The organism is Streptomyces inhibens, assembly GCF_022221585.1.
In the GTDB taxonomy this organism is placed as follows: Bacteria; Actinomycetota; Actinomycetes; order Streptomycetales; family Streptomycetaceae; genus Streptomyces; species Streptomyces inhibens.
Genome location: NZ_CP084681.1, coordinates 385,322 through 409,549, shown reverse-complemented (window position 1 = coordinate 409,549; position 24,228 = coordinate 385,322). Strand labels below are relative to the sequence as shown.

At 69.6% G+C, this 24,228-nt stretch carries 20 protein-coding genes and 1 pseudogene; 10 read left to right on the top strand and 11 right to left on the bottom strand.

What is annotated here, in order from left to right; translation table 11 throughout:
- Positions 1 to 151: 151 nt before the first annotated feature.
- The gene (locus KI385_RS01940) at positions 152 to 1,051 is read left to right on the top strand and encodes an ArsR family transcriptional regulator (RefSeq protein ID WP_238570497.1); all 900 of its coding nucleotides are present in this window, start codon (positions 152 to 154) and stop codon (positions 1,049 to 1,051) included.
- On the opposite strand, the gene KI385_RS01935 is transcribed toward KI385_RS01940, so the two are convergent.
- Together KI385_RS01935 and KI385_RS01930 are read right to left on the bottom strand one after the other, a co-directional pair.
- Positions 967 to 1,410 carry a hypothetical protein gene (locus tag KI385_RS01935; RefSeq protein WP_238577535.1) on the bottom strand — a complete coding sequence of 148 codons (444 nt, stop codon included), beginning with the start codon at positions 1,408 to 1,410 and terminating at the stop codon, positions 967 to 969. The two genes, KI385_RS01940 and KI385_RS01935, sit on opposite strands and share 85 nt — an antisense overlap.
- 81 nt (positions 1,411 to 1,491) lie before the next feature.
- Positions 1,492 to 2,304: pseudogene (locus KI385_RS01930) on the bottom strand (endonuclease/exonuclease/phosphatase family protein); the annotation flags it as partial.
- 203 nt (positions 2,305 to 2,507) lie between these two features.
- On the opposite strand from KI385_RS01930, the gene KI385_RS01925 reads away from it, so the two are divergent.
- Positions 2,508 to 4,883, top strand: coding sequence for an MMPL family transporter (locus KI385_RS01925; RefSeq protein ID WP_238570496.1), 2,376 nt, complete (start codon positions 2,508 to 2,510; stop codon positions 4,881 to 4,883).
- Between the two features lie 60 nt (positions 4,884 to 4,943).
- Here KI385_RS01925 and KI385_RS01920 read toward each other — a convergent pair whose 3' ends face one another.
- From KI385_RS01920 to KI385_RS01910, 3 genes are all read right to left on the bottom strand, one after another.
- Positions 4,944 to 5,225, bottom strand: coding sequence for an acyl carrier protein (locus KI385_RS01920; RefSeq protein WP_128510200.1), 282 nt, complete (start codon positions 5,223 to 5,225; stop codon positions 4,944 to 4,946).
- On the bottom strand, positions 5,218 to 6,606 hold the full coding sequence (locus KI385_RS01915; protein WP_238570495.1) for an SDR family oxidoreductase: 1,389 nt from the start codon (positions 6,604 to 6,606) through the stop codon (positions 5,218 to 5,220). Before KI385_RS01915 ends, KI385_RS01920 begins: the two co-directional genes overlap by 8 nt.
- Positions 6,607 to 6,909: 303 nt before the next feature.
- Positions 6,910 to 8,136: a beta-ketoacyl-[acyl-carrier-protein] synthase family protein gene (locus KI385_RS01910; RefSeq protein ID WP_238570494.1), complete on the bottom strand. Its 1,227-nt coding sequence runs from the start codon at positions 8,134 to 8,136 to the stop codon at positions 6,910 to 6,912.
- Between the two features lie 1,062 nt (positions 8,137 to 9,198).
- On the opposite strand from KI385_RS01910, the gene KI385_RS01905 reads away from it, so the two are divergent.
- The gene (locus tag KI385_RS01905; protein ID WP_238570493.1) at positions 9,199 to 9,360 is read left to right on the top strand and encodes a hypothetical protein; all 162 of its coding nucleotides are present in this window, start codon (positions 9,199 to 9,201) and stop codon (positions 9,358 to 9,360) included.
- 85 nt (positions 9,361 to 9,445) lie between these two features.
- Here the strand turns inward: KI385_RS01905 and KI385_RS01900 are convergent, their stop codons facing one another.
- The 3 genes from KI385_RS01900 to KI385_RS01890 all read right to left on the bottom strand — a co-directional run bounded on the left by KI385_RS01900 (position 9,446) and on the right by KI385_RS01890 (position 11,726).
- Positions 9,446 to 9,805 carry an MmcQ/YjbR family DNA-binding protein gene (locus KI385_RS01900; RefSeq protein WP_238570492.1) on the bottom strand — a complete coding sequence of 120 codons (360 nt, stop codon included), beginning with the start codon at positions 9,803 to 9,805 and terminating at the stop codon, positions 9,446 to 9,448.
- Between the two features lie 155 nt (positions 9,806 to 9,960).
- Positions 9,961 to 10,458 carry a potassium channel family protein gene (locus KI385_RS01895; RefSeq protein ID WP_425356849.1) on the bottom strand — a complete coding sequence of 166 codons (498 nt, stop codon included), beginning with the start codon at positions 10,456 to 10,458 and terminating at the stop codon, positions 9,961 to 9,963.
- 308 nt (positions 10,459 to 10,766) lie between these two features.
- A complete protein-coding gene (locus KI385_RS01890; RefSeq protein ID WP_238570490.1) occupies positions 10,767 to 11,726 on the bottom strand; it encodes a trypsin-like serine peptidase in 960 nt (319 codons plus the stop codon).
- A 499-nt stretch (positions 11,727 to 12,225) separates the two neighbouring features.
- Between KI385_RS01890 and KI385_RS44415 the strand changes: the two genes are divergently transcribed.
- A complete protein-coding gene (locus KI385_RS44415) occupies positions 12,226 to 12,960 on the top strand; it encodes a hypothetical protein (RefSeq protein WP_425356848.1) in 735 nt (244 codons plus the stop codon).
- Positions 12,938 to 14,167 carry a hypothetical protein gene (locus KI385_RS01880; RefSeq protein WP_238570489.1) on the top strand — a complete coding sequence of 410 codons (1,230 nt, stop codon included), beginning with the start codon at positions 12,938 to 12,940 and terminating at the stop codon, positions 14,165 to 14,167. Before KI385_RS44415 ends, KI385_RS01880 begins: the two co-directional genes overlap by 23 nt.
- Positions 14,168 to 14,425: 258 nt before the next feature.
- Here KI385_RS01880 and KI385_RS01875 read toward each other — a convergent pair whose 3' ends face one another.
- Positions 14,426 to 15,328 (bottom strand): NAD(P)-dependent oxidoreductase, encoded by a 903-nt coding sequence (locus KI385_RS01875; RefSeq protein ID WP_238570488.1) that lies wholly within the window; start codon positions 15,326 to 15,328, stop codon positions 14,426 to 14,428.
- A 129-nt stretch (positions 15,329 to 15,457) separates the two neighbouring features.
- Here KI385_RS01875 and KI385_RS01870 point away from each other — a divergent pair, with 129 nt between their 5' ends.
- The 4 genes from KI385_RS01870 (at position 15,458) to KI385_RS01855 (ending at position 21,898) form a co-directional block, all read left to right on the top strand.
- Positions 15,458 to 16,459 carry a GlxA family transcriptional regulator gene (locus tag KI385_RS01870; RefSeq protein WP_238570487.1) on the top strand — a complete coding sequence of 334 codons (1,002 nt, stop codon included), beginning with the start codon at positions 15,458 to 15,460 and terminating at the stop codon, positions 16,457 to 16,459.
- Positions 16,460 to 16,631: 172 nt separating this feature from the next.
- Entirely contained in the window at positions 16,632 to 18,467 is a 1,836-nt protein-coding gene (locus tag KI385_RS01865; protein ID WP_238570486.1) for a glycoside hydrolase family 15 protein, read from the top strand.
- Positions 18,468 to 18,825: 358 nt separating this feature from the next.
- On the top strand, positions 18,826 to 20,589 hold the full coding sequence (locus tag KI385_RS01860) for a coagulation factor 5/8 type domain-containing protein (RefSeq protein WP_425357054.1): 1,764 nt from the start codon (positions 18,826 to 18,828) through the stop codon (positions 20,587 to 20,589).
- A gap of 280 nt (positions 20,590 to 20,869) precedes the next feature.
- Positions 20,870 to 21,898 carry a CPBP family glutamic-type intramembrane protease gene (locus KI385_RS01855; protein WP_238570484.1) on the top strand — a complete coding sequence of 343 codons (1,029 nt, stop codon included), beginning with the start codon at positions 20,870 to 20,872 and terminating at the stop codon, positions 21,896 to 21,898.
- A 4-nt stretch (positions 21,899 to 21,902) separates the two neighbouring features.
- Here the strand turns inward: KI385_RS01855 and KI385_RS01850 are convergent, their stop codons facing one another.
- Positions 21,903 to 22,589 carry a LysE family translocator gene (locus KI385_RS01850; protein WP_238570483.1) on the bottom strand — a complete coding sequence of 229 codons (687 nt, stop codon included), beginning with the start codon at positions 22,587 to 22,589 and terminating at the stop codon, positions 21,903 to 21,905.
- Between the two features lie 76 nt (positions 22,590 to 22,665).
- A complete protein-coding gene (locus tag KI385_RS01845) occupies positions 22,666 to 23,367 on the bottom strand; it encodes an SDR family oxidoreductase (protein ID WP_238570482.1) in 702 nt (233 codons plus the stop codon).
- A 195-nt stretch (positions 23,368 to 23,562) separates the two neighbouring features.
- On the opposite strand from KI385_RS01845, the gene KI385_RS01840 reads away from it, so the two are divergent.
- Positions 23,563 to 24,186 carry a hypothetical protein gene (locus KI385_RS01840; RefSeq protein ID WP_238570481.1) on the top strand — a complete coding sequence of 208 codons (624 nt, stop codon included), beginning with the start codon at positions 23,563 to 23,565 and terminating at the stop codon, positions 24,184 to 24,186.
- The last annotated feature ends 42 nt before the right edge of the window (positions 24,187 to 24,228 follow it).

Here is a 24,228-nt window from a genome sequence, read left to right as displayed (position 1 = left end):
AACACCCCGCGAACAGGGCCGAATTGGGGAACTGTCGGGCTTCGGCCGCCGACGTGCGGAGTGGTTCCTTGACCGTGTACGGGCAAGTCGTGCGCTGAAATCCGTTAGGGTGCCGCCGTTCAGCGGTGACCGGGGAGACGGGGGAGCACGGATGGCCGTGCGCATTCACTTCAGCGTGGAAGATCTTGCCAGGACGTATGTAGCCGAGCGGCCCGACCCGCTGTGGGAGGTGCTGCTCAGTCTGCATGTGCTCCAGGGTCGCCACGGGGCCGCGACGTTCACCCGCTGGCGGCAGCGGACGCTGTCCCGGCTCGACGGACCGGCGCGCGGACTGCTCGCACTCGCGCCACCACGCGGCTACAGCCCCGACTTCCTCACCCCCGACGCGTCCGCCCGCGGCCTGGAGGAGGGCCTGCAGAGTCTGGCGGCCACCTCGCGCGCTCGGCTTCGCACCGACCTCGGGCGATTCGCTCGTGCCCACCAAACCCCTTTGTGGATACGCGAGTTGACCGGACGCAATCTTCCTCGGATCGCGGACGCGGTGCGCGACTACTACACCGCGGCCATCGAGCCGTACGAGACCCAGCTCCGCAGTCATGTCGAGGCGGACCGGTCGGTGCGCAGCCAGGCCCTGCAAGGGGGCGGAGTGCAGCGGCTGCTCAGCACCCTCAACCCGGAGCTGTGCTGGCAGTCGCCCGTACTGGAGCTGCGTACCGCAAGTGCGGATCGCGAACTCCACCTGGGCGGGCGCGGATTGCGGCTGATCCCGTCCTTCTTCTGCTGGCGTAGCCCCATCATGCTCAGGGACCAGGAGCTGCCGCCGGTCCTGGTCTACCCCATCGAGCGCAGCCTGGGGTGGGACAGTGGCGCCGGCCGCGTGACGGAAGGGGTGACCCAGGGCCGTGACAGATGGATCTCGGCGCAAGGACGGCCGCGAGTCATGGACCGAGAGTCATGGGTCGCAAGTCATGGCCCGGTGGCCTCCTCCTGGGCCGCCGTCCGTCCCAGCGGTAGCGGGCGGTCGGGCTCCCACGGCACCACCACGACCTGATCGTCGTCCTCGTAAATGATCCTTCCCGGGTTCGCGGACTCGATCCGCTCACAGGGCACTTCATGGTGGGCCAGCAGCTCCAGGTAGCCGTCCACCCGGTCGATGAGATGTACGGCCGTGGTCTTGAACCACGCCACGGCGCCCGGGTGCAGTTCGCGATCGTAGACCGTGGGGTCGAGGTCGGAGGGGTTGGCGTAGTTGGCGTCGTACCAGTCGTTGCCGGTGCGCCAGATCCGGTACTGCGCTTCGCTGAGCCTGCCGTCCCGCGCAAGCCCGTTGGCGAGGGCGAAGATGCCGGGGAAGTGGCCTCTCGGGCTGCGCGTGGTTCCCTGGAACCGTACGTACAGCGGCTCGTTCACGTGGTTGCCTCCAGCTTCTGTTCTGTTTTCTGCTGTTCTCTTCTGTAGCGGGCGTTTCGGCTGGTCGGTTTCCCGTGGGGCGTCCGTCAGGTCCGCGACCACTGCCGCATGGTCGGAGGGCCACACGCCATCGATGGGCGCGTCGCCCGCACGCCGGATGGAGCGGACGGCGCCGAGAGCGCCGGGCCCCGGTGGTCCGATGTGGATGTGGTCGACCCGTACGCTCGGGTCGCCGCCGGGCGCGATGTACGGATTCGCCGCATCCCAAGTGGCCGAGGGGGCCGCCGGATCGGCGTACTCCCAGGCGTCCAGGAGGACCTGGCCGGGAACGGCGGGGGCGGTCTTGTAGCCGCCGAGCAGCCGGATCTCGTCGGAGTCCGGCCAGGCGTTGAAATCGCCGGTGACCACCGGCGGAAAGCCGGTCCCACCGCGGTGAGCGGCGACGAATGCGGCCAGCGCCGTGACCTGTGCGCAGCGTACGGCCGAGGCGTGCAGATCCGAGGTCAACTGAGTGGTGAAGAACGGCACTTGGTGTGTCGGCGCGTCCACCCGTGCGTAGAGGGCCAGCCGGCCGTCGTCGTCGCCCTCCGCCGAGGGCAGCCGGGCCACCGCGCGGTCGATGAGGGGCCAGCGGCTGAGCACGGCGTTGCCGAAGTCCAGCGTCGAGTCACCGAGCCGATTCTGCCATCGCTCGGGCGCCGTTGAGGCGGCCCACGTCCAGTGCATATCGAGCTCTTGGGCGAGCCATTCCGCCAGATTCTCCCCGCCGCCGGCCCACACCTCCTGTAACCCGACGATGTCGGGCCGCAGGTCGCGCAGCGTCGTGAGAATGGCCTTTCTGCGCTGTTCCCACGGGCCGAACCGCCACCACACATTCCATGTCACTACGCGCATCTGCTGCCCCGCCCCCGTCTCTCCGTGGTCTCTCTGGTCTCCCCGGGCTCCTCGGTCTCCCCAGGTCCGTCGGTGCAATCCTGCAACAGGGCGCGGTGGCATGGGGCGACGAGATGGCCGTAGGCTCCGCCGCCTGCTCCATGCAGCCGGGGTGGCGGCGCGTCACATGCCCTCATCGGCAGCGCGGCTGGAACATGGCGGGAATGTGGACGAAATCGAGTAGAGACGGCAAAAGGGGCGGCCGACGGGAGCGCTCGTTCGGCGGCTGGTGTGTGGCGTTTCCCCGCCGGGTGCTGATCGTGGCCGGACTTCTGTGCATCGTGTTCGCCTGCGCGGCGTCAGGGTTGTCCGAGCGGCTCTCCGTCGGGGGATTCACCGCGTCCGGGACGCCGTCTGCGCGGGCCGAGGCGTGGGCGACTCGCTTCGGGGCCGATCGGCCCGAACTTGTCCTGGTCCTGCGGCCGTCCCGGCGCGCGCTGGACAGCCCGGCGGTGCAAGCGGCGGGACGTCGTATCACGGAGCGGCTGGCCGCCGAGCGGGGCGTGTCCCGGGCGCGCTCGTACTGGACCGAGGCGGACGAGGCGTTGCGTTCGGCCGACGGCCGCTCCGCTCTCGTGCTGGCCGATCTGTCCGGCAGCGAGACCGACACCGCCCGCACGGCGCAGCGGCTGGTGCCGCGCTACACCGAACACGGGAGCCTCTTCGCGGTCCGGGCCACCGGGCCCGCCTGGAGCCTCGCACAGTCCACCGAGCAGGCACGTACGGACCTGGTGCGGGCCGAGCTGATCGCGGCTCCGCTGACGTTCGCGATCCTGGCCCTGGCGTTCCGGTCACTGGCGGCGGCGCTGCTGCCGGTGGTGGTCGGCGGGCTGTCGGCCGTGGGCGCCCTGGCCGTCCTGCGGGCGCTCACCGCCGTCACGGATGTCTCGGTATTCGCCGTCAACCTCGTCGGCGCACTGGGTTTTGGGCTCGCGGTGGACTACGCGCTCTTCATCGTGGCCCGGTTCCGGGAGGAACGGGCGCGCGGACTCGTGCCGCGCGCGGCCGCGCAGGCCAGTGTGGCCACGGCCGGGCGTACGGTCGCGGTATCGGCGGGCACGGTAACCGCGGCCCTGGCGGCGCTGCTGGTGTTTCCCTTCTCGTTCCTGCGCTCGATGGCGTACGCAGGCATGGCGGTGGTCGTCCTGGCGGCGCTGACGGCGGTCGTCGTGCTGCCGGCCGTTCTGGCGTGCTGGGGACCGCGGGTGGAGTCACTGGATCCGCTGGCACGCGTGCGGTGGGCGCCGCCGCCGACGATCGGCCGGGACAGTCCGCTGTGGCGTGCCGTGGCCCGGGCGGTGACGCGGCGCCCGCTGTGGTGGGGAGCGGCCTGCATGCTGCTGCTCACGGTGATGGTGCTGCCCTTCGGGCACGGGCGTCTGGGGCTGGCCGACGAGAGGATTCTGCCGACCGGCGTCGAGGCCCATGCGACGGCCGATCTCGTCCGCCGGGAATGGGGCACGCCTCCGGAGGGCACCTTGGCGGTGGTACTGCCGCGGGCCGATCCGGACGTCGACAAGGCGGCGCTCGATGCGTACGGGCGCAGGCTGTCCGCGCTGCCGGGTGTCCGCGGTGCCGTGACGGTGACGGGACGGTACGTGGGCGGCCGACGGGTGGGCGAGGCTCGGTCGCAGCGCGCCCTTCCCGATCCCCGTGCCCGTTCCCATCCCCGTACGCCACCGCCCGACCGCCGAGAGCGCGGCACCGTGGCGACGGTGTCGATGGTGCCCGACCCACAGTCGGAGCGCGCGGCCGACCTGGTCCACGCGGTGCGCGGTCTGCCGTCCCCCGGCCCCGGGCATGTCGCCGGCTGGGCCGCACAAGTCGTCGATGCCCGCCATGCGTTGACGAGCCGACTGCCGCTGGCGGCGGCGCTGATCGCGGCGGGGACCATGACCGTGGTGTTCTGGTTCACCCGCAGCGTCGTGATCCCGCTGAAGGTTCTCGCCGTGGCAGCGCTCAGCCTTACCGCGGCGCTCGGGGGCATCGTCCACGTCTTCCAGGACGGCCATCTGCGCTGGCTGGTGGGTGACTTCACCGCCACCGGCACGCTGGACATGACCATTCCGTTGCTGCTGTTCAGCGTGGCATTCGGCCTGTCCGTCGACTACGAACTGTTTCTGCTCTCCCGTATCCAGGAGCACTACCGGGCCACCGGAGACAATACGGAGGCGGTCGTCCACGGCATTGCCCGGACCGGCCGCCTGTTCACCGCGGCCGCCCTCGCCGTGGCCGTGGCGATGGGTGCACTCGCCTCCTCGGGCGTGCTGCTGCTCAAGGAGCTGGGGTTCGGCCTCGCGCTGGCCGTTGTCGTCGATGCCACGGCGGTGCGGGGCGTGCTCGTACCGGCGGTGATGCGACTGGCCGGGCGCGCCAACTGGTGGGCCCCGGCCCCTACCCGGTCGCCTCGACATCGACGACGTCGCGGCCCACAGCCCCTCGCGGACCCGGACACCAGCGCTCCCGCCAGTGTTCCTGTCGGCCCCGGACAGCCTCCGGCCGCTCCACCGCCTACGCCTGCCCAAGCACCCCAGCAGTGACGGTCGGACGACTGCTTCCGCCGGCTACGGCTGTCGCGTGGGTGGGGGAGCGGACACCACTCACCCGGCCGTGGTCCGAGCCTCCTGTGCGGCCCCGCCCGCGATGCCGGACGGCGACCGGAGCGCGTCGACGAATTCGGCCGCCTCACCGAGCGTCGTGGCGGGACGCAGGTCGGCCTCCCCGGTCACGCCGAGGCGTTCGGACATGACGATGGCGAGTTCAAGGAGCGCGAGTGAGTCGACCTCAAGCTGCTCGAAACTCACATCGGGCCGCAGATCAGCCGGCTCGACGCCGAACGTCTCCGTCAGCGCCTCGCAGATCGCGGTGTAGGAATCAGACATGAGCCGTCACGGCTCCCTTCGGTGCGGAACCGGCAGATGAAGTACCGGCGGGTGAAGTGCTGGCGGGTGAAGTGCTGTCAGGCGATGTGCCGGGAGGTGAAGTGCCGTCAGGTGAAGTACCGGCGGATGCGGAACCGGCAGACGAAGAGGACGCCGTCATGCCCGAGCGCACGTACTGCGCCGAGAGCTCCGCCGGCGGCTCCAGGCCTGCCGTCGCGGCTTCCAGCCCGGACCGGTCGTAGCCACGGCGGGACCACCAGTACGGATCCAGCCCGGCGGCCAGTCGCATCAGGGACCGGTCCAGGGGGCTCATTCGCTCCGGGGTGAGCTCCGGATCCAGTTCGACGTCGAGCCAGTCGCACGACTCCAGGGCGATCTGCATCAGCCACGGCACCGAACTGTCTTGAGGGTGCGATACGTGATAGGTCGTCACCAGCAGGCCGTTCGTCCGGTCCAGGCCACTCGGGTCACCCTGGCTGCTGTGACTGCTGTGACTGCTGTGACTGCTCGGGCCACTCGGGCTGTTCACGCCCTTCGCGCCGCCCACGCCACCTGCCTCGTCCGGCTCGCGAGCGGCGCATCGCAGCATCGCCGCCACCGCCCAGTCGACCTGCAGCAGATTGACGACGGCATCCGGCCGACCCGGCACACGCGCCCTATAGGGGAACGTCACGTCCTCGGCAGGCACACCGGATGCGCGTAGGACGAGCGCGGGCCCCTGCCGCCCGAGCAGGCTCGTCCGCGCAGCCTGGACCGCCAGCCAATGCCGTGGCTCACCCGTACGAGCGGACCGGTCGGTCACCAGCAGACTCGGGCGGAACACCACCGCCGGCCGACCCTTTTCCTGCGACCAGTCACGCACCAGTACTTCCGCGCGGTATTTGGACTCCTCATACAGGGTGGCGAACCCGTACCGCTCGTCCAGCGTGTCCTCGAGCACAATGCCCTCGCGCCGTTCGCCGGCGACGAACGCGGTACTGATGTGAAACAGCCGCGTCTCGCGCGCACCGGCATCCAGCAGCTCCAGGACGCGGCCCGTGCCTTCCACATTGGATCGGTGCAGCGCCGCCACCGGTCCCAGCGGGCTGGTGTCGGCGGCGCAGTGCCACAGCTCCTGGGTCTGACGCGCCAGGGCGTGGTGGTCCTCGGCGGACAGGCCCAGCCGAGGCGCGGGCAGATCGATCTTGACCGGGGTCACCCGCCGCTGGAACTCGGCCTCCTCCCAGCGGGCACCCGTGCTGCGCACCGCCCGCGACAATCGCTCCCGAGCCGTGGCCGGATCATCCCGTACGAGGGCGCAGACAGGGCGGTCGTCCCTGCGCAGCAGCGCGGCAAGCAGATGTGCTCCGAGAAAGCCGGTGGCACCGGTGACCGTGATCAACGATTCACTCCTTCGACCGCGTGCCGGCCACGACACGGCAGGGCCGCCGAGCCACGCACCACAACACCCGCTTACTGGCGATTGTCTTATTTATACGCGTATGTCGAGTTGTTGGTGAACAGGCACACAGGCGCCATCGAGCATTCGCGTGAACTCGCGGGAGCGGGAGCCGCAGCGGGATCCGCAAGGGCGGCAAGGACGGCAAGGGCGACGGCGGCCGCAGCAGTAGCGGTCGCAGCCGTCGCGGAGCGTGGACGCGGCCCCGTGCCCAGCCGCCTCGAATCCCTCTCCTCGCTGCCTTCCTCATGGCGCCGCGCGAAACACCAGCACAGCGTTCTGCCCACCGAAGCCGAACGAATTGCTCACCGCCGCCGACATCCGCAGCTGCCGCGGAGCCTTACTGACCACATCCAGATCGATGTCCGGGTCAAGGCACTGCAGATTCGCCGTCGGCGGGACCACCTGCTCCTGCAGCGTCAACACCGTGCAGGCCGCCTCGATCGCCCCCGCACCCCCGGCCGAATGCCCCAGCACGCCCTTCACCGCGGTCACCGGCGGCGGCCTACGGAACACCTGGCGCAACGCCCGCGCCTCGGCCCGGTCGTTCAGCACCGTCGAGGTGCCATGCGCATTGACATGGTCGATGTCCCCCGGCTCCATCCCGGCATCGCCCAACGCGGCCTCCAAGGCCTCGACCGCCCCACGCCCTTCGGGGTGCGGCGCGGTGAAGTGGTACGCATCGCACGATGCCCCGTACCCCGCCAGATAGGCCCGGGCCTTGGCCGCGCGGGCCCGCGCATGCTCCACCCGCTCCAGAACGAGCACCCCGGCCCCTTCCGCCAGGACGAACCCGTCACGCTCCGCGTCAAAGGGGCGGGAGGCGCCGGCAGGATCGTCACCACGGCGCGAGAGCGCACCCATCTGGTGGAAACACGCCGCGGGAACGCGACTGCACAGCGATTCGCTCCCGCCTGCCACCACGACATCGCAGACATCCGCGAGCAGCAACTGCCGGGCGGTACCCAAAGCGGTCGCACCCGACGCGCACGCCGTACTGACCGTCAAATTCGGTCCGCGAACCCGCAGATCCATCCCCAGCTCGCCGGCGACCATGTTCGGCACACTGCGAGGAATGGCCAACGGCGAAATATCGGTCGCCCGACCACCGGCGAGTTTGTGGAACTCCGCCTCGTAACGCTCCATGCTCGCCGTGCCGACGCCCAGGACCACACCCACCCGCATGGGATCCCAGCCCCCCGTGCCGAGACCGGCATCCGCCACCGCCTCACGGGCAGCCACCAGGGCCATCGCCGCAAACCGGTCCAAGCGCCAGGACAACCGGCGCCCCAGGCGCTCCGCCGCATCGAAGTCGGGCACACGGCAACAGAAACTCACGGGCAATTCAGCAAGAGCCGGATCACCCGCTGCGGCGGATTCGCCGCCCAGCACCCCCTGCCATGTGGCGGCCACCCCCACTCCCGCAGGCGTGACCAGCCCCAATCCCGTAACGGCCACCTCCCGCGCGCTCATCCGGCCCCCACCATCAGCACACCTGCCCCAGCGATTCCCGGCATGCCCTCAGTATCTGTACGCGACCTCCCGCCCCCGGTTCGCCGAGCCGCACGGTCCCCCGACCAGCGCAGCCGATCACTCGCGCACCTCGTTCCGTACCTCTTTCACCGGAGCCCGCGAGAAGCCCGGCTCCCGCGAGCGCCCCGCAATCAGTCAGTTCACCCACGCGGAAGCGGCCGGCCGCAACCCTCGAACGGGCGTCTGGACAGTCGGAGAACGGTGCGCCACCGCAAGGGAGTTCTGGGCCCCCAGTCTCCCGCCGGCCCCTACGAGCTGTATGGCGAGCCGGACACGATTCCCAACCGCCGCTTGCTCGCTCAACGCCGATCATGTCGTAGGCCCTTTTCTCTTCCTGCAGTTCACTCACTGCCTTCGCAACGAAAGACGGAGCACAACGACACCGCCGACAAAACCCTCCTCCTCGGCGTTTTGATGACATCGCATTACCGACTGTTCCAGGCCGCGTTTGCTGAACTTCGCGAAAATCGGCCTTCGGAATTGGGGGACGACGAGCAGCTATCCGTGCGGAGTCTGACGGTCGAATGGGGCGGTGACTACCTCACCGGCGTCACCTGGGGGGCGGGGCTTCCGGCGACTGAGCGGCGGCAGTGCGGGCACCGCCGTGTACGACAAACCTGACTGGTTGGAGGAAGGGGGCCTCGGCGACGAGCCCAGCGTGGGCCGACTGTCGTACCTCGTTGCTCGGTCCGGGATGTGACGGGCGCGTGCGCCCGCGAGCCGCCGAACGAAACGCCTGCTTCGGACCAAAGGGGGAGGAGCCGGAACGCGAACAGTGTGCGTTCAATCACCAAAGGTCTCAGGCGCTGGGATGATCTTTACGGGCTCCCTATCCGCGTGAAACGATGTCCGCGCCGCACGGGGGAGCGGCGCACGAGTGGGAACAACCTCCCTTTGCGCACCAACTGTTCAGCTGACAACTGAGGTGCTCCCTTCTTCCCTGGGGCGGCGAAAACCTACCAAGCCGCAGCCAATGACTTACACGGGAATGGGACCACCGATATGAACACCACCGCGCACTCTTCCGGCCGTACCCCGATCTACGAAGAACTCGTCGAGAAGCACGGCGATGTCCTCGCCGAAACCCGCGAGGCCGCCGAGCGTTCCCAACTCAAGGCGTCCCAAGCACTGGACTGGAGCGATCTGCGCCGCCGCCACCAGTGATGCCTTCTCTGCCGGTCCAGTGGTGGTGAGATGGGGCGGACGGGCTCTGCCGTCGACGCCCGACCAGCGGGAACATTGCTCTCGCTCACTCCGCCCCGGGAAAATCCGTCCCGGGAAAAGCGTCCAACAGCCGTGTCGGGGCTGCTTGCTTCCAGGAGTCGACGAGGATGTCCCGCAGCTCCTCCATGTCCTCCAGCTGGGCAAGCCGAACCCTCACCCAAGAAGAGCTGGCCTCGTGCGGCGGTACCCAGAATTTCTCGGGTTCCGCCGCGATCAGCTCCTTTCGCTCATGGATGGGGCACCTCACGGCAAATGACGTCTCGTCGTCGGGGATCGTGATGAACATCTTCCCGGCGACCCGGAAGGTGGGCATCTCCCAGGCCTCCTTCTCCACCGTCTCCGGCAGGGAAAGAGCGATACGGCGGACAGCAGCGGAATCGATCACGCTCCCTACCTTAGACACGCAGCGCACGATACGAACACATATTCCTCAGCTCCCTGCGAACCGGAACCGGCTCTCCTCGCCCCTCGCCTGACCGATGCCCTGGGGCATCCGCAGTTGCCCATCGGCAGGGGACTGTCCCGGCCCGCTCTTCTCGCTCAAGGGGTGGAGTGCGGGCCCTTGTCCCTGATCAGGTGTTCGACGTGGTCGAAGCGGGCGTGCAGAGTGCGCAGCTCCGAACGGAGTGTCTCTGCGTCCTCGCGTGCGTGGTTCCCCACGGCCTTTCCCAGGCGGATCATGTCCTCCTGAGCGTGACCGACAAACCAGGTGGCGAGGGCCGCCGTAATGACACCGAACGCAGTAATGGCGCTGAGCATCAAGAGGGACGCGATGATGCGGCCCCAGAGTGTCACCGGGTAGAAGTCCCCGTAGCCGACGGTGGTCGCCGTCTCGAGCGACCACCACAAGGCCCTCGGATAGGACGTGATATTCGCGTGTTGCGCACCCGATTCGGCGACGACGACCAGAGCGGCGCCCGCAAGAAGTACCACGATCATGACCACGGTGACCCAGAACGCCGCTTTTGCGTGAAGTCGGCGCCACGCCTCATTTCCGAAGAGGCGGGTCAGTACGGCGGCGAGAAACGACGGCACCAACGGGCGTCACCTTCCACTGCGGGCCCGGGTGGGCAACCGGCCTTCCCCTGAAACTGACATTAACAGGGGCTAAGGCGATGCTCGGCCAGGTTGGTGGGTGGGAGGTGATCTGGCCTTTTCGTCTCAGGGGACGCGGAGGAGGATGCATGCCGGTGAGGGACGAGCCGCGCGTGTACGAGATTCGGATTCACGGGTGTGCGGGCACGGAGGAGGCTCTTGCGCCGCAGGAATCGATCGCGCGAGTTCTGTGCCCGGACAGTATCGGATCGAAAACGGATCCGCCCGGTCCTGAGCGAGCGGTCTCACGATCAGTTCGGCGATGAGGCCTGGTGCGGCCCGGCGGGGGTGTCGCCGCGGACGGCATGGAGGTAGAGCGCCAGCGTGTCGAGCGTGAAGTACGAGCTGTAGGAGACGTCCGGGAAGTCGCCGCCTGTGTGATAGCCGCCGATGACGCCGATCAGGGCGTAACCGGTGAAGTCCCGTACCAGGAACGGGCCGCCGGAGGTGCCACCGATGTAACCGGCGCACGCGATCTCCAGGAAGTCGCCGGGGGCGGCCGGGTCGGTACTGGTGTACCGGTGGGTGGAAGAGGTGCAGTCCAGCGGCTTGGGGTGGGTGGTGTCGCTGTTGCCGGGGTAGCCGATGAGCCGTACGTTCCGGTGGCCGTACCCCGGGTACGGGCGGAGGTGGTAGCCGCCGGTCACCTCCTCCACCTCGGCCCCGTCCTGGCGCGCCGCGAGCCGTACGACCGCGTAGTCCCAGCGAGCGCCCGCGTCGGTTCCGAGGTCGTAGTAGCGCTGGTCGATGTAGATGCGGTCGACGGGGTAGATGCCGTGTGGCTTCTGGCCGTCGTGATACTGCGGCACGAAGGACAGATACCGCTTGGGGTTCGGGGAGCGCAGACAGTGTGCGGCAGTGACCACGAGGTCGCGGTGCGGGCTGCGGACGACCGTTCCGCCGCAGAACCGGCCGGTGTTGTTGCCGTCCGTCCAGAAGAATGTCCCCACCTGGGGGAGGCCGTCGAACGGGTGGCTCGGCGGCGTGGGGTCGGCCGCCGAGCGCGGCGCTCGCGAACTCCTTGCGGCGGAGGCCGGTTCGGCGGCCCTCATCCGCTGCGGAGTCCAGTACGCGTCGGCCGACACAGGGGCTGAACCAGATGTGTTTGCGGCGTGAGCGAGCGTCTCGGGCGGGACTGTGAGCGACAGTCCGAGAAGAAGCGTGGTGATCATCAGGGCGACGGGGCCGCGTACGGCAATCGGTCTGCGCATGATCGGGGTCCTCCCGAGGGCACGGCGTACGGAGCGAGAGACGTGTGCGAGGCGGGACGTGTGCGGGCGGGACACGTGCGAGGCGAGCGTGCCATGGTCCTACGGCGGGGAGGCGCGTGGCGAGAGGGCGTGCCGGAATTCGTGCTCCTGCTGTGCCCTATACCGCTCCTGTCCCGTAATGCGCACGTCCCGTACGGCTCACGGCCGGCTGCGCATCGGTACGTCGTCACGCGGGCGGCTCCCGAAGGTGCGATCCGGCCGAACGGTTCCCCGCCGACCGGGCCATGGGCAGCGCACCTGCACCCGCCGCCGCGGCGGCATCGGGAGCCGTCACCGGCCGGCCGCCGCGGAACACCCCGCAGCGCCCACCCCTGCCACCGCCCCTGTCCCCGCCCCCACCCCGGCTCCGGCCCCCGAGCCCTCGCCCGCCCCCGTGCCGGTGCCGGCCCGAGCGCCTACCGCTGCCCCCGACCCGCCTCGCACCCGGCCGGTGAGCGCCATGCCGGTAGCGACGTCGCGCCGCCCGGCCGCCAAGAGGCCCGGGCCGAGCAAGCCGAGCAAGCCGAGCAAGCCGAGCAGGCCGAGCAGGCCGAGCCCCGCCTCCGACGCATCCGCCCTCGACCCCCGGTTCGCCAACGGTCCGCTCGCCGTGCTGGACGGTGAGGGTTCGGCGTACTGTGTCGGCGGCCTCATCCTCGACCGTCCGGCCAGGACTCTCCCGGCCCTGGTCGACCGGGCATTGACCGAGGCGCGGCTCGGTGCGCCCCGCCTCAACCGCAACGGCAAGGACGCCGATCCGCTCGTCGTCATCACCGCCGAGGCGGCCGAACGGTTCGGTCTGCCGGGGACGTTGGAGGACCGGCGCGGTCTGCGTCTGCCCGAGGACCACAAGGTCATCACCCAACTCGCGCGCGCGAAGTGGCAGCTCACCCGCGGCGGTTTCGGTTCCTGGCCGCGGATCTACCGCCCGGCGCAGGGCGGGCAGCGTCAGTGCGTACAGCTGGCGATCCTGCCCTGGGGCGCGCTCGACACCCGCTCCTGGGGGAACACGAACCAGCACGTCGAGCTGGACTTCTGGGATCACGTCGAGCTGGATTTCCAGGTTGTCGTTGGAAGGCCGCGGGACCCGGATGAGGTGACCGAGCGGGGTAATGGGCGGTCCTCGGAAAATGCCTGGTGTCGGCGCTGCGTCTCGGGCAGGCTCCGCAACGATGAGAGACGAATCAGCGGGTGACCGGGCGTACATGCCGGTGGACTCGCTCAAGGGGCTGCTGCAACGAGGTCGGGGTCTGGGCGCGCTGTGGGCGCCGGACGATTCGGCGACAGCCGCCGAGTTGGTGTACGAAGCCGTCCGGCAGGACTGGCGGTGGGATTCGGTGGACGACCGCCACCTCTATCTGGCGCGCTTGATCCAGGGGCTGGGACTGGCGCTGGATCCGGTGGTCTCCCTTCTGGCGGGTGACGAGGACGAGTGCGAGCAGGCCACCAGAATCCTGGAGCTGCTGGCCGTGTCGGGGTCGGCCGAGGCCCGAGAGGCCTTGCGGGCCTACATCCGGGAGGGCGAGCACTGGGTGGATGTCATGGAGTCCGTGGCGGGCAGCTGGCCGGTGGAGTGGTGGGACGACCTGGCCGATGTCGCGCGGGCCAGGCTGAGCGGGGAGGAGTCGCTGCTGTGGCGCTCCGATCCCTGGGTGCGCTGGGGGACGGGACGCAGGACGTCCGCACATCCGCGCCCGAAGGGGGTACGGACCGTGGAGATGGGTCCGAGCCGTCGCCGGCTGCTGTCCGTACTCGCCGACCCGGACACGGCCGACGGTGCGAAGGCCGAGGCTCTGCACACTTTGGCCGGCCGCCCGCCGGAGCCGGACCTGATCCCCTTGGTGCCGGGGCTCGGGACGGTGGACGGCGCGTGGCCGCTGCCCTGGCTCGTGCGTGCGGTCGAGCGGCTCGGTTCCCTCGCCGTGCCGGAGGCGCGCGCATGGGCCGCGGACGAGCGGGGTTGGCTGTCCTGGACCGGCATCCGGATTCTGGCCGAACACGGCGAAGCCCAGGACCTGCCCGCGCTGATGCGGGAACTCGCCGCCCATGAGGAGGCGCGCCAGTGGTGCGGCCCAGACCGGCTGGCGGCCGGTCTGGCCCGCTTCGGGCCGGCGGCCGCGGAGGCCGCGCCGGCACTGCGCCGATTCTGGCTGTGCACCCCGCACTCCTACGAACGGCCGGCCTACTTGAAGGCACTTGCGGCCATCGACCCGGCCGGGCTCGACCGTGCGTACACCGAGTCCCTCTGGGACTGCGAATCGAACGCCCGCCTGCTGGGCATCGCCTCCGCACCCGACGTGCCGCTGGTCCGGCAGCGGCTGACCCGGCTGCGGGACGACCCGATGGAGGAACCCGAGGTCAGGGCCGCCGCCGGGGAACGACTGGCAGCGGGCGGGCGCTGATCCTCTACGTGTTGCCCGACGTGTTGCCCGACGATGCCCGGTGCGAGGCGTGTGGCGCTGCCTCTCACCGCGGGCAGTGATCACCGCCAGCGTCGATCACTCATGGTGGTAAAGGGGATGCCGAGGGTTGCCGGCGCTGTGGACGGGCCTTTTGTCTGTCGTGGATCTGGATCTGGATCTGGATCTGGACCTGGGGCCTGGACCTGGATCTGAATCTGGGGCGGTCCTTCGTTGGCCTGGGCAATATGCATGGCTGCGTCAGAGTGTGGGCCGGCTGCCACCGGCCCGTGCCGATCCCTTCAGCACCTCGATGACGCTCGCGTAGCTGTCGGGGCCGTGGCCTGCCTCCCTGGCTCGTTCCATCGTGGTCTTCAGCAGCTCCGGCAGGGCATTGTCGATGCCGCGCGCCGACGCCGCGTGGATGAGGTGGTCGATGGCCGCGATCTGGACGTCGATGGTGGCGTCGTCGCCCGGGTAGTGGCCGGCGTCCACCTGGGGCGCGTACGTGGTGAGGAAACCGGCAACGGCGGTCAGCCAGCGGATCGCGACCGGGGTGAAGGCCGTGGCCTGCGTCTTTTCCGCGCCTACCAGGGCGGTGCCGTGCAGCCAGCCGGTCATGGTGGACCACATCAGGCCGAGCAGGGCGGCGTCGTACAGGGAGGCCAGACCGGGGTCGGTTCCCAGGTGCAGGGGATCGCCCAGGGCTTCCAGGGTTGGCCGGTGGGCTTCGAAGACGGTGTGGGCACCGCTGTAGAGGAACATCATCTCCGGATTGCCGACACCCGGCGGGGTGGTCATGATCGCGCCGTCCAGGTAGTCGGCGCCGTGCGACCGGGCCCATGCGGTGGCCTCGTGGGCCTGCTCCGGGGATCCGGAGGTGAGGTTGACCAGGGCCTTGCCGGCAAGGGAGTCGGCGACCGGGTCTAGGACGGTGTGCAGCGCCTCGTAGTCCAGTACGCAGGCGAGGGTGAGCGGGCTCGCGGCGATGGCTTCCTCGGGGGTCGCGGCCAGGTGGGCGCCCCGTTCGACCAGCGCGTCGGCCCTGCGTGCCGAGCGGTTCCACACGGTGACCGGGTGGCCGCGCTCCAGCAGTGCGGCGGCCAGCGCCGAGCCCATCGAGCCCAATCCGAGGACGGTGACGGCCGGGTGACGAGTATTCATGGCACAACTCCTTCTACGCCGCGAGCGGCGGTCGGTGATCACGTACGGACCACGCTCGCAGCTCCCGGACGCCGCAAGAAGTGACAGCGGTGACGACCGGCACCAAATTCCTGCCATACCCTTCGGGGTATGAGCGCTGGTTCCGTCGCCGTGGTGGTGCCCGTCGATATCGGGGTTCCCTCTTGGGACCTCTACGAGTTGAGCATCCCCTGCACCGTCTTCGGCAAGCCGCAGCCCGACCTGGCCGACCCCTGGTACGAGCTGCGGCTGTGCGGAATCGGAGAGCCGCAGCAGGAGGGGCAGGGCGGCCCCATGGCCGACAACGGGCTGGCGCTGCGGACCCGTTACGGCCTCGACGATCTCGTCAACGCCGACACGGTCATCGTGCCCTCGGTGCCCGACCCCTGTGTGGAGGACGGCAGACCGCTGCCGCCGGACCTGATCACGGCCCTGCGCCGCGCGTACGACGCGGGGGCCCGCATGGTCTCCCTGTGCACCGGTGCCTTCGCGCTCGCCGAGGCGGGGCTGCTGGACGGGCGACGGGCCACCGCCCATTGGATGCACACCGCCCAACTGGCCGAGCGCTACCCGAAGGTGCACGTCGACGACTCGGTGCTGTACGTGGACGACGGAGACGTACTCACCAGCGCCGGGCTGACCGCCGGCCTCGACCTCTGCCTCCATCTCGTACGCCGCGACCTGGGCGCACATGTCGCCAATCAGCTGGCACGCCGGATGGTGGTACCCGCACACCGGCCCGGCGGTCAGGCGCAGTTCATCGACCTGTCCGTGCCCGCCACCGACGACCAGGGCTTGGGACCCGTACTGGAATGGGCCCGTGCACGGCTGGACCAACCGCTGACGGTCGAGGACCTGGCGCGGAGGGCGGCGATGAGCCCGCGGACCTTCTACCGCCGGCTCCAGGCGGCCACGGGGACGACACCGCTGCAGTGGCTCCTCAACCAGCGCCTGGGGCGTGCCCAAGGTCTTCTGGAGTCCACCGACCTCCCGATGGACAAGGTGGGGGAGCTGAGCGGACTGGGCACGGCGAACAACCTCCGCCACCACTTCCTCAAGCAGATCGGTGTGTCGCCGAGTGACTATCGGCGGGCCTTTCCCAGGACCGGGTGATCGCCACGCCGGGAGGCGGGAGGCCGGGAGGGGATCACCAGGGCGCCGGGATGCCGGGATGCCGGGATGGGGGCCGCGGACCCGGCCCCGCCCCTTTACGTCGCTCGCCGCCCGGAACCGCCCGGAGGTAACCTGAACCCAGTGCTTTTGCCCCCAGTGCCGGGGAGGTCAGATGACCGATTGTGAGAGCCTCCGCCCCAGCAAGGCGGACGCCCCCCGCTACCTGCCCATCGCCGAGCACGGCCTGATCGGCGATATGCGTACGGCTGCGCTCGTCGGCACGAACGGCACCATCGACTGGTACTGCTGCGCACGCTTCGACGCGCCCAGCGTCTTCGCGGCGATCCTGGACGCCGACCGGGGCGGGGCCTTCGAGCTCGCCCCGGACGTACCCGCTCGGACCAAGCAGTTCTACTTCCCCGACACCAACATCCTGATCACCCGGTTCTTCGCGGACAACGGCGTGGGCGAGGTCCAGGACTTCATGCCGATCGTCGACGACTCGCGCGAGGCGGACCGCCACCGGCTGATCCGGCGGGTGCTGTGCGTACGCGGGTCGCTGCCGTTCACCGCCCGGGTGGCTCCACGGTTCGACTACGGCCGGCGGCCCCATACGGTGAGTACCCGGCAGGGCCAGACGTTCTTCGAATCGCCGGAACTGTCTCTCGCGCTGACGTCCAGCGTCCCGGTCGCGATCGACGGCCCGGACGCCAGGTCATCGTTCACGCTGGGCGAGGGCGAGGCCGCGGTCTTCGCGCTCGACCGGATCGGCGACGGGGTGGAGCCCCGGGCCTGTGCGGTGACGGAGGCGGAGGAGCTGTTCGGTGCCACGGTGCGGTACTGGCGCGGCTGGCTGTCCCAGTCCCGCTACCGAGGACGCTGGCGGGAGATGGTGCACCGCTCGGCGCTCACCCTCAAGCTCCTCACCTACGCGCCGACCGGCGCCATCGTGGCCGCTCCCACCACCAGTCTGCCCGAGCAGATCGGCGGCGAGCGCAACTGGGACTACCGGTATGCGTGGGTGAGGGACGCCGCGTTCTGTATCTATGCGCTGCTCAGACTGGGTTTCACGGACGAGGCCAAGGCGTTTGTGCACTTCCTGTCCCAGAACGTCTGCCTCAACAACAGCTCCGACGGCCCGCTGCAGATCATGTACGGCATCGACGGCCGGAGTGAACTGCCCGAGGAAGAGCTGCTCCACCTGGAGGGCCACCTTGGCTCGGCCCCCGTCCGGATCGGCAACAACGCCGTCAATCAGCTCCAACTGGACATCTATGGGGCCCTCATCGACTCGCTCTACCTCTATGACAAATGGGGAGAGCCGCTGTCCAGCGAACACTGGGACACGGTCGGCAACCTGGTCAACTGGGTCTGTGACAACTGGGATCAGCCGGACGAGGGCATCTGGGAGACCCGCGGAAAGATCCAGAACTTCCTGTACTCGCAGCTGATGTGCTGGGTGGCGATCGAACGGGCGATGCGGATCGCCACGCATCGGGGTCTGCCGGCGGACATGCTCCGCTGGGGGCGGGCCCGTGATGCGATCTACCGGCGGATCATGGAGCGTGGCTGGTCCGCCGAGCGGAAGGCGTTCGTGCAGCACGAGGGTGACGATGTCCTCGACGCCGCGGTCCTGATGATGCCGCTGGCCAAGTTCATCTCGCCGACCGACCCGAAATGGCTCTCCACCCTGGACGTACTGGGCGAGGAGCTGGTGTCCGACTCCCTGGTCTACCGCTATGACCCCCGCAGCAGCCCGGACGGACTGCGCGGCGAGGAGGGCACCTTCTCGATCTGCTCGTTCTGGTACGTCGAGGCGCTCTCCCGCGCCGGTCGCGTGGACGAGGCCCGGCTCGCGTTCGAGAAGATGCTCACCTACGGCAACCACCTCGGTCTGTACGCCGAGGAAATCGGCCGTACCGGCGAACAGATAGGCAACTTCCCCCAGGCCTTCACCCACCTGGCACTCATCAGCGCGGCCTTCAACCTCGATCGGGCGTTGGGGTAGGACGAGCGCGCCGAACACCAGCATCACCACCACCAGGTGGGTATGGCATGGGCATGATCCCGGAGTCTACGGAAGGTGGGCGGGCCCGTGGTCGTGGAGGTGGGGGCACTTGATGCGCTCTCAGCCTCAAGGGCCGAGGAGTCTGCTTGAGGGCCGAAGAGTCCTGACGGAGCTCTTGACGGACCGTCCACACAAGGTGAACATGCGTCAGGCAAGAGAGCGCTCCCATGAACTTCAATCGTTCACTTCCTGAATCAGGAGAGCTGCTGTGCCCACACCCCCCGCTGACGCCACACCCCGCGCAGGCACCACACCCCCCGCGCACGCCTCACCCTCCTCCGACGCCTCGTCCGTCCGTATGCCGAGGCCCTCACGCCGCAGAGTTCTGGCCGCGATGGCAGCCGCCCTCCCCGCCGCAAGTCTGCCGGTTCCGGCCTCCCAGGCGCCCGCGGCGCCTGCTGCCGTCGCCGCGCTGCCGGGAGGCGGCGACCTCGGCCCGAACGTGCTGGTCTTCGACCCCTCCATGCCCGACATCCAGGGCAAGCTCGACGAGATCTTCAAGCAACAGGAGTCGGCCCAGTTCGGCACCGGAAGATACGCACTGCTCTTCAAGCCCGGCACGTACAGCGGCCTGAACGCCCAGATCGGCTTCTACACCTCGATCGCCGGTCTTGGACTGTCGCCCGACGACACGACCTTCCACGGCGATGTGACCGTCGACGCCGGCTGGTTCAACGGCAACGCGACACAGAACTTCTGGCGCTCGGCGGAGAACCTCGCGCTCCGTCCCGTCAACGGCACCAACCGGTGGGCCGTGGCGCAGGCGGCCCCGTTCCGGCGGATGCACGTCAAGGGCGGGCTGAACCTGGCGCCCGACGGCTACGGCTGGGCCAGCGGCGGCTACATCGCCGACAGCCGCATCGACGGCACGGTGGGCCCGTACTCGCAGCAGCAGTGGTACACCCGCGACAGTTCGGTGGGCGGCTGGAACAACGCCGTGTGGAACATGGTGTTTTCGGGAGTCGAGGGGGTGCCCGGACAGACCTTCCCCGACCCGCCGTACACCACCCTGGACACCACTCCGGTCTCCCGCGAAAAGCCCTTCCTCCATCTCGACGGGGGCGACTACAAGGTCTTCCTCCCCGAGAAGCGCACCAACGCCCGCGGCACCACCTGGGGAAACGGCACACCACGGGGCGAGTCCCTACCGCTCGGCCAGTTCTACGTGGCCAAGCCCGGCACCGACGCGGCGACCCTCAACGCCGCACTCGCCCAAGGCCTCAACCTGCTGCTCACGCCCGGCATTTACCACGTCGACCGGCCGATCGAGGTGCAGCGGGCGAACACCGTGGTCCTGGGCCTGGGATACGCGACCCTCATTCCGGACAACGGGGTGACCGCCATGAAGGTCGCCGACGTCGACGGTGTGCGGCTCGCCGGCTTCCTGATCGATGCCGGCCCGGTCGACTCCGCCACGCTGCTGGAGGTCGGCCCCGAGGGCGCATCCGCGAGCCACGCCGCCAATCCGACGACGGTCCAGGACGTCTTCATACGGATCGGCGGGGCGGGCCCCGGGAAGGCGACGACCAGCATGGTGATCAACAGCAATCACACCATCATCGATCACACCTGGGTCTGGCGCGCCGACCACGGCGACGGCGTGGGCTGGGAGACCAACCGGGCCGACTACGGGGTCCGCGTCAACGGTGACGACGTTCTGGCGACCGGGCTGTTCGTCGAGCACTTCAACAAGTACGACGTGGAGTGGCGCGGCGAGCGCGGCCGGACGGTCTTCTTCCAGAACGAGAAGGCGTACGACGCGCCCAATCAGGCCGCGGTCCAGAACGGCAGCACCAAGGGCTTCGCCGCGTACAAGATCGCCGACACGGTGACCACCCACGAAGGGTGGGGGCTGGGCAGCTACTGCTACTACAACGTGGATCCCACCATCCGCCAGGACCACGGCTTCGAGGCTCCGCCGAACCGCCCTGGCGTGAAGTTCCATGATCTGCTCGTGGTCTCCCTGGGCGGGAAGGGCCAGTACGAGCACGTGATCAACGGCATCGGTGCGCCCACGTCGGGCACCTCGACGGTGCCGTCCACGGTGGTCTCGTATCCCTGATCATCCGCCTGCTTCGACCATCCGGGTACAACGCCTGGACCCGAAGGGTGGCGTGGCTGGATCGAGAGATGTAGCGGCGGTCCGCGTCATGTCATGCCGCGGGAGGGTTTGACGCGCCGTTCGTGTCGTGCCCGCCGGAGTGCGGCTTCATCGGCGGCGCCAAGGGCACACGTAGGTCTCGGAGACTCTGCGGCGCGTGGCGGGCGGACGCATGAATCCGACGGAGGCGCCCCGGGCGCCCAGGTGCCCGCCTCTCTCGCCGTTCGCGAAGGGAGAGCTGATGACCACGATGTATGGGACGAGCGGGCCGGGCCGGGGCTCCGCGGGGCGGGCCTGGGGGAGGGCGCTGCTCGGCGGCGCGGTGATGGCGGGGGCGCTGGGAGCGGGCAATGCGCTGGGTCCGGTGCTCGTCCGGGCGCTCGGTGCCGAGGGCTATGCGCGGCAGCTGCTGCCCGCGGCCCTGGTGAGCGCGCTCGCGGTGCCTGCCGTGCTGTGGCTACGGGCCTCACGGTCAACGAAGCGATATCCACTGGGACTTGGGCCTCCGTCCGCGGCGGCACGCGGCTTCTTGCGTGGATCGGCCGTCACCACGTCGTGTGCCGCCCTCGTGCTCGGGGGCGGCACGGCGGCCGGGTGGGTGCGGTGGTCCGGCCTGGACCTGGCCGCCCTCGCGTCGTTCCTGGTGAGCAACGCCCTGGTGGCCGTGCTGCTCGAGGCGCTGCCGGAAGAGACGACGCTGCGCGGCTATGCGTGGGCCTCGTTGCGCGACCGTTTCGGCGGGGTGCTCTCGGCCCTGGGGACGACGATGGTCTTTCTGCTGGTGCCGGCAGCGTCCACTGTGGTGCAGGCCGGCGTGGCCCGGCTGGTGGGCGTGGCGGCACCGCCGATGGGCGTCACTCCGGCCGGTCAGGACCCTGTCGCGTATCTGGTGCTGCTCTCGGTCTTCGGACTCACGCTGGTGGCCGCCCGTACGGCACCTGGACCCGCGCCGCTGTGGGCGGCGATCGGTACACATGTGGCCTTCCTGAGCGTCAACCGCGTCGTGTTCGAAGGGGTGCAGCGGGACGCGGGCTGGTCGGCGCAGGTCGCCCCGCTCCACGCCGCGGTCCTCGAACTGGGGTATCTGGTGGCCACGGCGGTGGTCTTTGTCGGGGCGCGGATGGCCTGGTCCCGGGTGGGGGCACGGGTACGGACACAGGCACGAGTACGGGCTCGGGCGCGGTCGAGGGCACGGGCGCGGGCGCGCGCACGGGCCGGGATACCGGCGTACGCACGGGCTCAGGCTCATCGGCGCCGGCTCGTGGCCTGAGTCGTCAGGCGTGGTCGGCCAGGAGAAGATTCGCGGCGAAGCCGAGGAAGGCGATTCCGCTGACCCGTTCCATACGGCGCCGGAAGGACGGACGCCGGGCGCGCTCGCCGAGGACGGATGCGGCGCCGGAGACCACCCGGTACCAGATCGACAGCTCGATCACATCGATCGCCGTGAGCAGGAGAGTGGTGCTGAAGACCGGCGTCCCATGGGGGATGAACTGCGGGATCAGGCTCATGTAGAAGATGCCCGCCTTGGGGTTGAGCAGATTGGTGCCCAGCCCGGCGCGGAAGGCGGCGGCACGTTCGCGCGGGGACGGGACGGCGGGCCCCTCGGGGGAACCGGGCGGGGCCACGTCGGTGGCGGCGCCGCCCCCGGTGTCCGCCTGCGTGTGGTGCGCGTTCCGTTGCCTGGACCGCCACAGGGCCGAGGCGCCCAGCCACGTCAGGTACAGGGCGCCGCCGATGCGCAGGGTGTCGTAGGCCGGACGGGAGGCGGTGAGCAGTGCGGTCAGTCCGACGGCGGTCGCCAGGCCCCAGGCCACGCAGCCGGTGAGGATGCCCAGGGCGGCGGCGCGTCCGCCGGTCCGGCCGTGCGCGAGGGAAGTCCGCACCACGAGCAGGGTGTCCAGACCGGGCGTGACGTTGATCAGCGCGGCGACACCGGCGAAGGCGAGGGTGGCTGTGAGCATGACATGAGGCTAGTGGCGACGACGGACGTGCGGCCGTGGCTCGTCGAGCCACGGCCTGCGACGTCTGCCGCGGAGGTTACACGGGCTGACCGATCGGCCTGATGATCACGTTGTTGACGTCCACACCGCTCGGCTGCCGGATCGCCCACACGAGGGACTCGGCGACCTGGTCAGCCGTCAGGAGATTTCCCTCCGGAAGGCCGCCCATGCCCTCCCAGAACGGGGTTTCCACCCGGCCAGGAGCAATCAAGGTCACACCGATGCCATCGGCGGTCACCATGCGCCGCGTGTTCTCGGCGAGCCCCGTGACCGCCCACTTGGTCGCCCCGTAGATATTGCCGGGAGTGTGGACGAAGCCCGCGACACTGCCGACGAGCACGATCCGTCCGCGCGTCTCCTTCAGTGCGGGCAGGGCGGCCCTGATGAGCAGGGCGGGGCCGAGCACGTTGGTCAGGACCATCTCGCGCCATCCGGCGGGATCTCCGTCGGCGAGGGTGTCATGGGTGGCGAAACCGGCGTTGGCGACGACGGTGTCCAGCCGCCCGAACTCCTTGACGGTGGCGTCGACAGCCGCTTGGACCGTGTCGTGGTCGGCCGCGTCCCCGGCCACGGTCAGCAGCCCGGCCGGCTTGCCCAACTCCTCGGCAAAACGGCGCAGACGGTCGTCATTGCGTCCGGTGATGGTCACGCGATGCCCTTGATCCAGCAGCTGTCGGGCCGCTGCCGCGCCAATGCCGCTGCCACCGCCGGTGATCAGGGTGACGGGAGATTCGGTCATGGGTACCCCCTGGAAACGTGTCCTGGCCGTGCCCTGTCACCAGGAACACCGCCCTTGCGATGGCGGGGATTCCATCAATTGGAGTGCGCTCTATGTCAACCCGGATGCGTGTCGGACCGGATGGGGGCGAAGCGTCGCGTGGGGCGACGGGTGCCCGTCGCGGAACGGGCCGACCCGGTTTCGTAGACTCCGCGGATGCTCCCCGAACGATCTCCTGCCCCTGACGCCGCCATGTTCCGCTTCGGCAAGCAGCGGATGCGCCAGACGATGCGTGGCGCCATCGCCGCTTTTGTCTTCGCCCTCTCGATGCCGATCGCCTGCGTCGTGTACGAATACGGCGTCGGGACCTGGGTGTTCGCCGTGCTCTGGTTCCTGGTGCTCGGCGCGGTCGGGGCGTTCATGGCGTGGGCCGGGTGGGCGGACCGCGAGGCCTATCTGGCATTTGACGCGACCGGCGTGTGGTGGCTGCACAACAAGACGGCGCACGCGGTCGTCCCGTGGGCCTCGCTCGACGGCGTGGGGCTGTTCCGGTGCCCGCAGGGAACGGACAACTCACCGCACAAGCTGGTGAGTCTGGAGCTGTGCCCCGTCGGCGGGGTGAACGAGGACGACCCTGCGCTCTCCCCGCTCATCGTGCAGGACCGGTCCGGCGTTCCGGGTGTACCCGACCGCCGCTATCGCATCGGCGTCCCCGTGTTCGCCACCCGCCACTATGGCGGCGCGCTGATCGAGGCCGCCCGCTCCCGCGCCGCAGATCTCTGGTTCGGCGAGCACGAACGGCCCTTGGGCTACCTCCGTCAGGAGAACCTCATCAGCTAGGACGAGGCCCGTACCCGGGACCGGGGCGGGCCTCCTCGCTCG

Bases quoted from the DNA above. Each gene is read 5' to 3' on its own strand.
- KI385_RS01940 (WP_238570497.1), top strand. From the start codon at position 152: ATGGCCGTGCGCATTCACTTCAGCGTGGAAGATCTTGCCAGGACGTAT.
- KI385_RS01925 (WP_238570496.1), top strand. From the start codon at position 2,508: ATGTGGACGAAATCGAGTAGAGACGGCAAAAGGGGCGGCCGACGGGAG.
- KI385_RS01920 (WP_128510200.1), bottom strand. From the start codon at position 5,225: ATGTCTGATTCCTACACCGCGATCTGCGAGGCGCTGACGGAGACGTTC.
- KI385_RS01910 (WP_238570494.1), bottom strand. From the start codon at position 8,136: ATGAGCGCGCGGGAGGTGGCCGTTACGGGATTGGGGCTGGTCACGCCT.
- KI385_RS01905 (WP_238570493.1), top strand. From the start codon at position 9,199: ATGAACACCACCGCGCACTCTTCCGGCCGTACCCCGATCTACGAAGAA.
- KI385_RS01890 (WP_238570490.1), bottom strand. From the start codon at position 11,726: ATGCGCAGACCGATTGCCGTACGCGGCCCCGTCGCCCTGATGATCACC.
- KI385_RS44415 (WP_425356848.1), top strand. From the start codon at position 12,226: ATGCCGGTAGCGACGTCGCGCCGCCCGGCCGCCAAGAGGCCCGGGCCG.
- KI385_RS01880 (WP_238570489.1), top strand. From the start codon at position 12,938: ATGAGAGACGAATCAGCGGGTGACCGGGCGTACATGCCGGTGGACTCG.
- KI385_RS01875 (WP_238570488.1), bottom strand. From the start codon at position 15,328: ATGAATACTCGTCACCCGGCCGTCACCGTCCTCGGATTGGGCTCGATG.
- KI385_RS01870 (WP_238570487.1), top strand. From the start codon at position 15,458: ATGAGCGCTGGTTCCGTCGCCGTGGTGGTGCCCGTCGATATCGGGGTT.
- KI385_RS01865 (WP_238570486.1), top strand. From the start codon at position 16,632: ATGACCGATTGTGAGAGCCTCCGCCCCAGCAAGGCGGACGCCCCCCGC.
- KI385_RS01860 (WP_425357054.1), top strand. From the start codon at position 18,826: ATGCCGAGGCCCTCACGCCGCAGAGTTCTGGCCGCGATGGCAGCCGCC.
- KI385_RS01855 (WP_238570484.1), top strand. From the start codon at position 20,870: ATGACCACGATGTATGGGACGAGCGGGCCGGGCCGGGGCTCCGCGGGG.
- KI385_RS01850 (WP_238570483.1), bottom strand. From the start codon at position 22,589: ATGCTCACAGCCACCCTCGCCTTCGCCGGTGTCGCCGCGCTGATCAAC.
- KI385_RS01845 (WP_238570482.1), bottom strand. From the start codon at position 23,367: ATGACCGAATCTCCCGTCACCCTGATCACCGGCGGTGGCAGCGGCATT.
- KI385_RS01840 (WP_238570481.1), top strand. From the start codon at position 23,563: ATGCTCCCCGAACGATCTCCTGCCCCTGACGCCGCCATGTTCCGCTTC.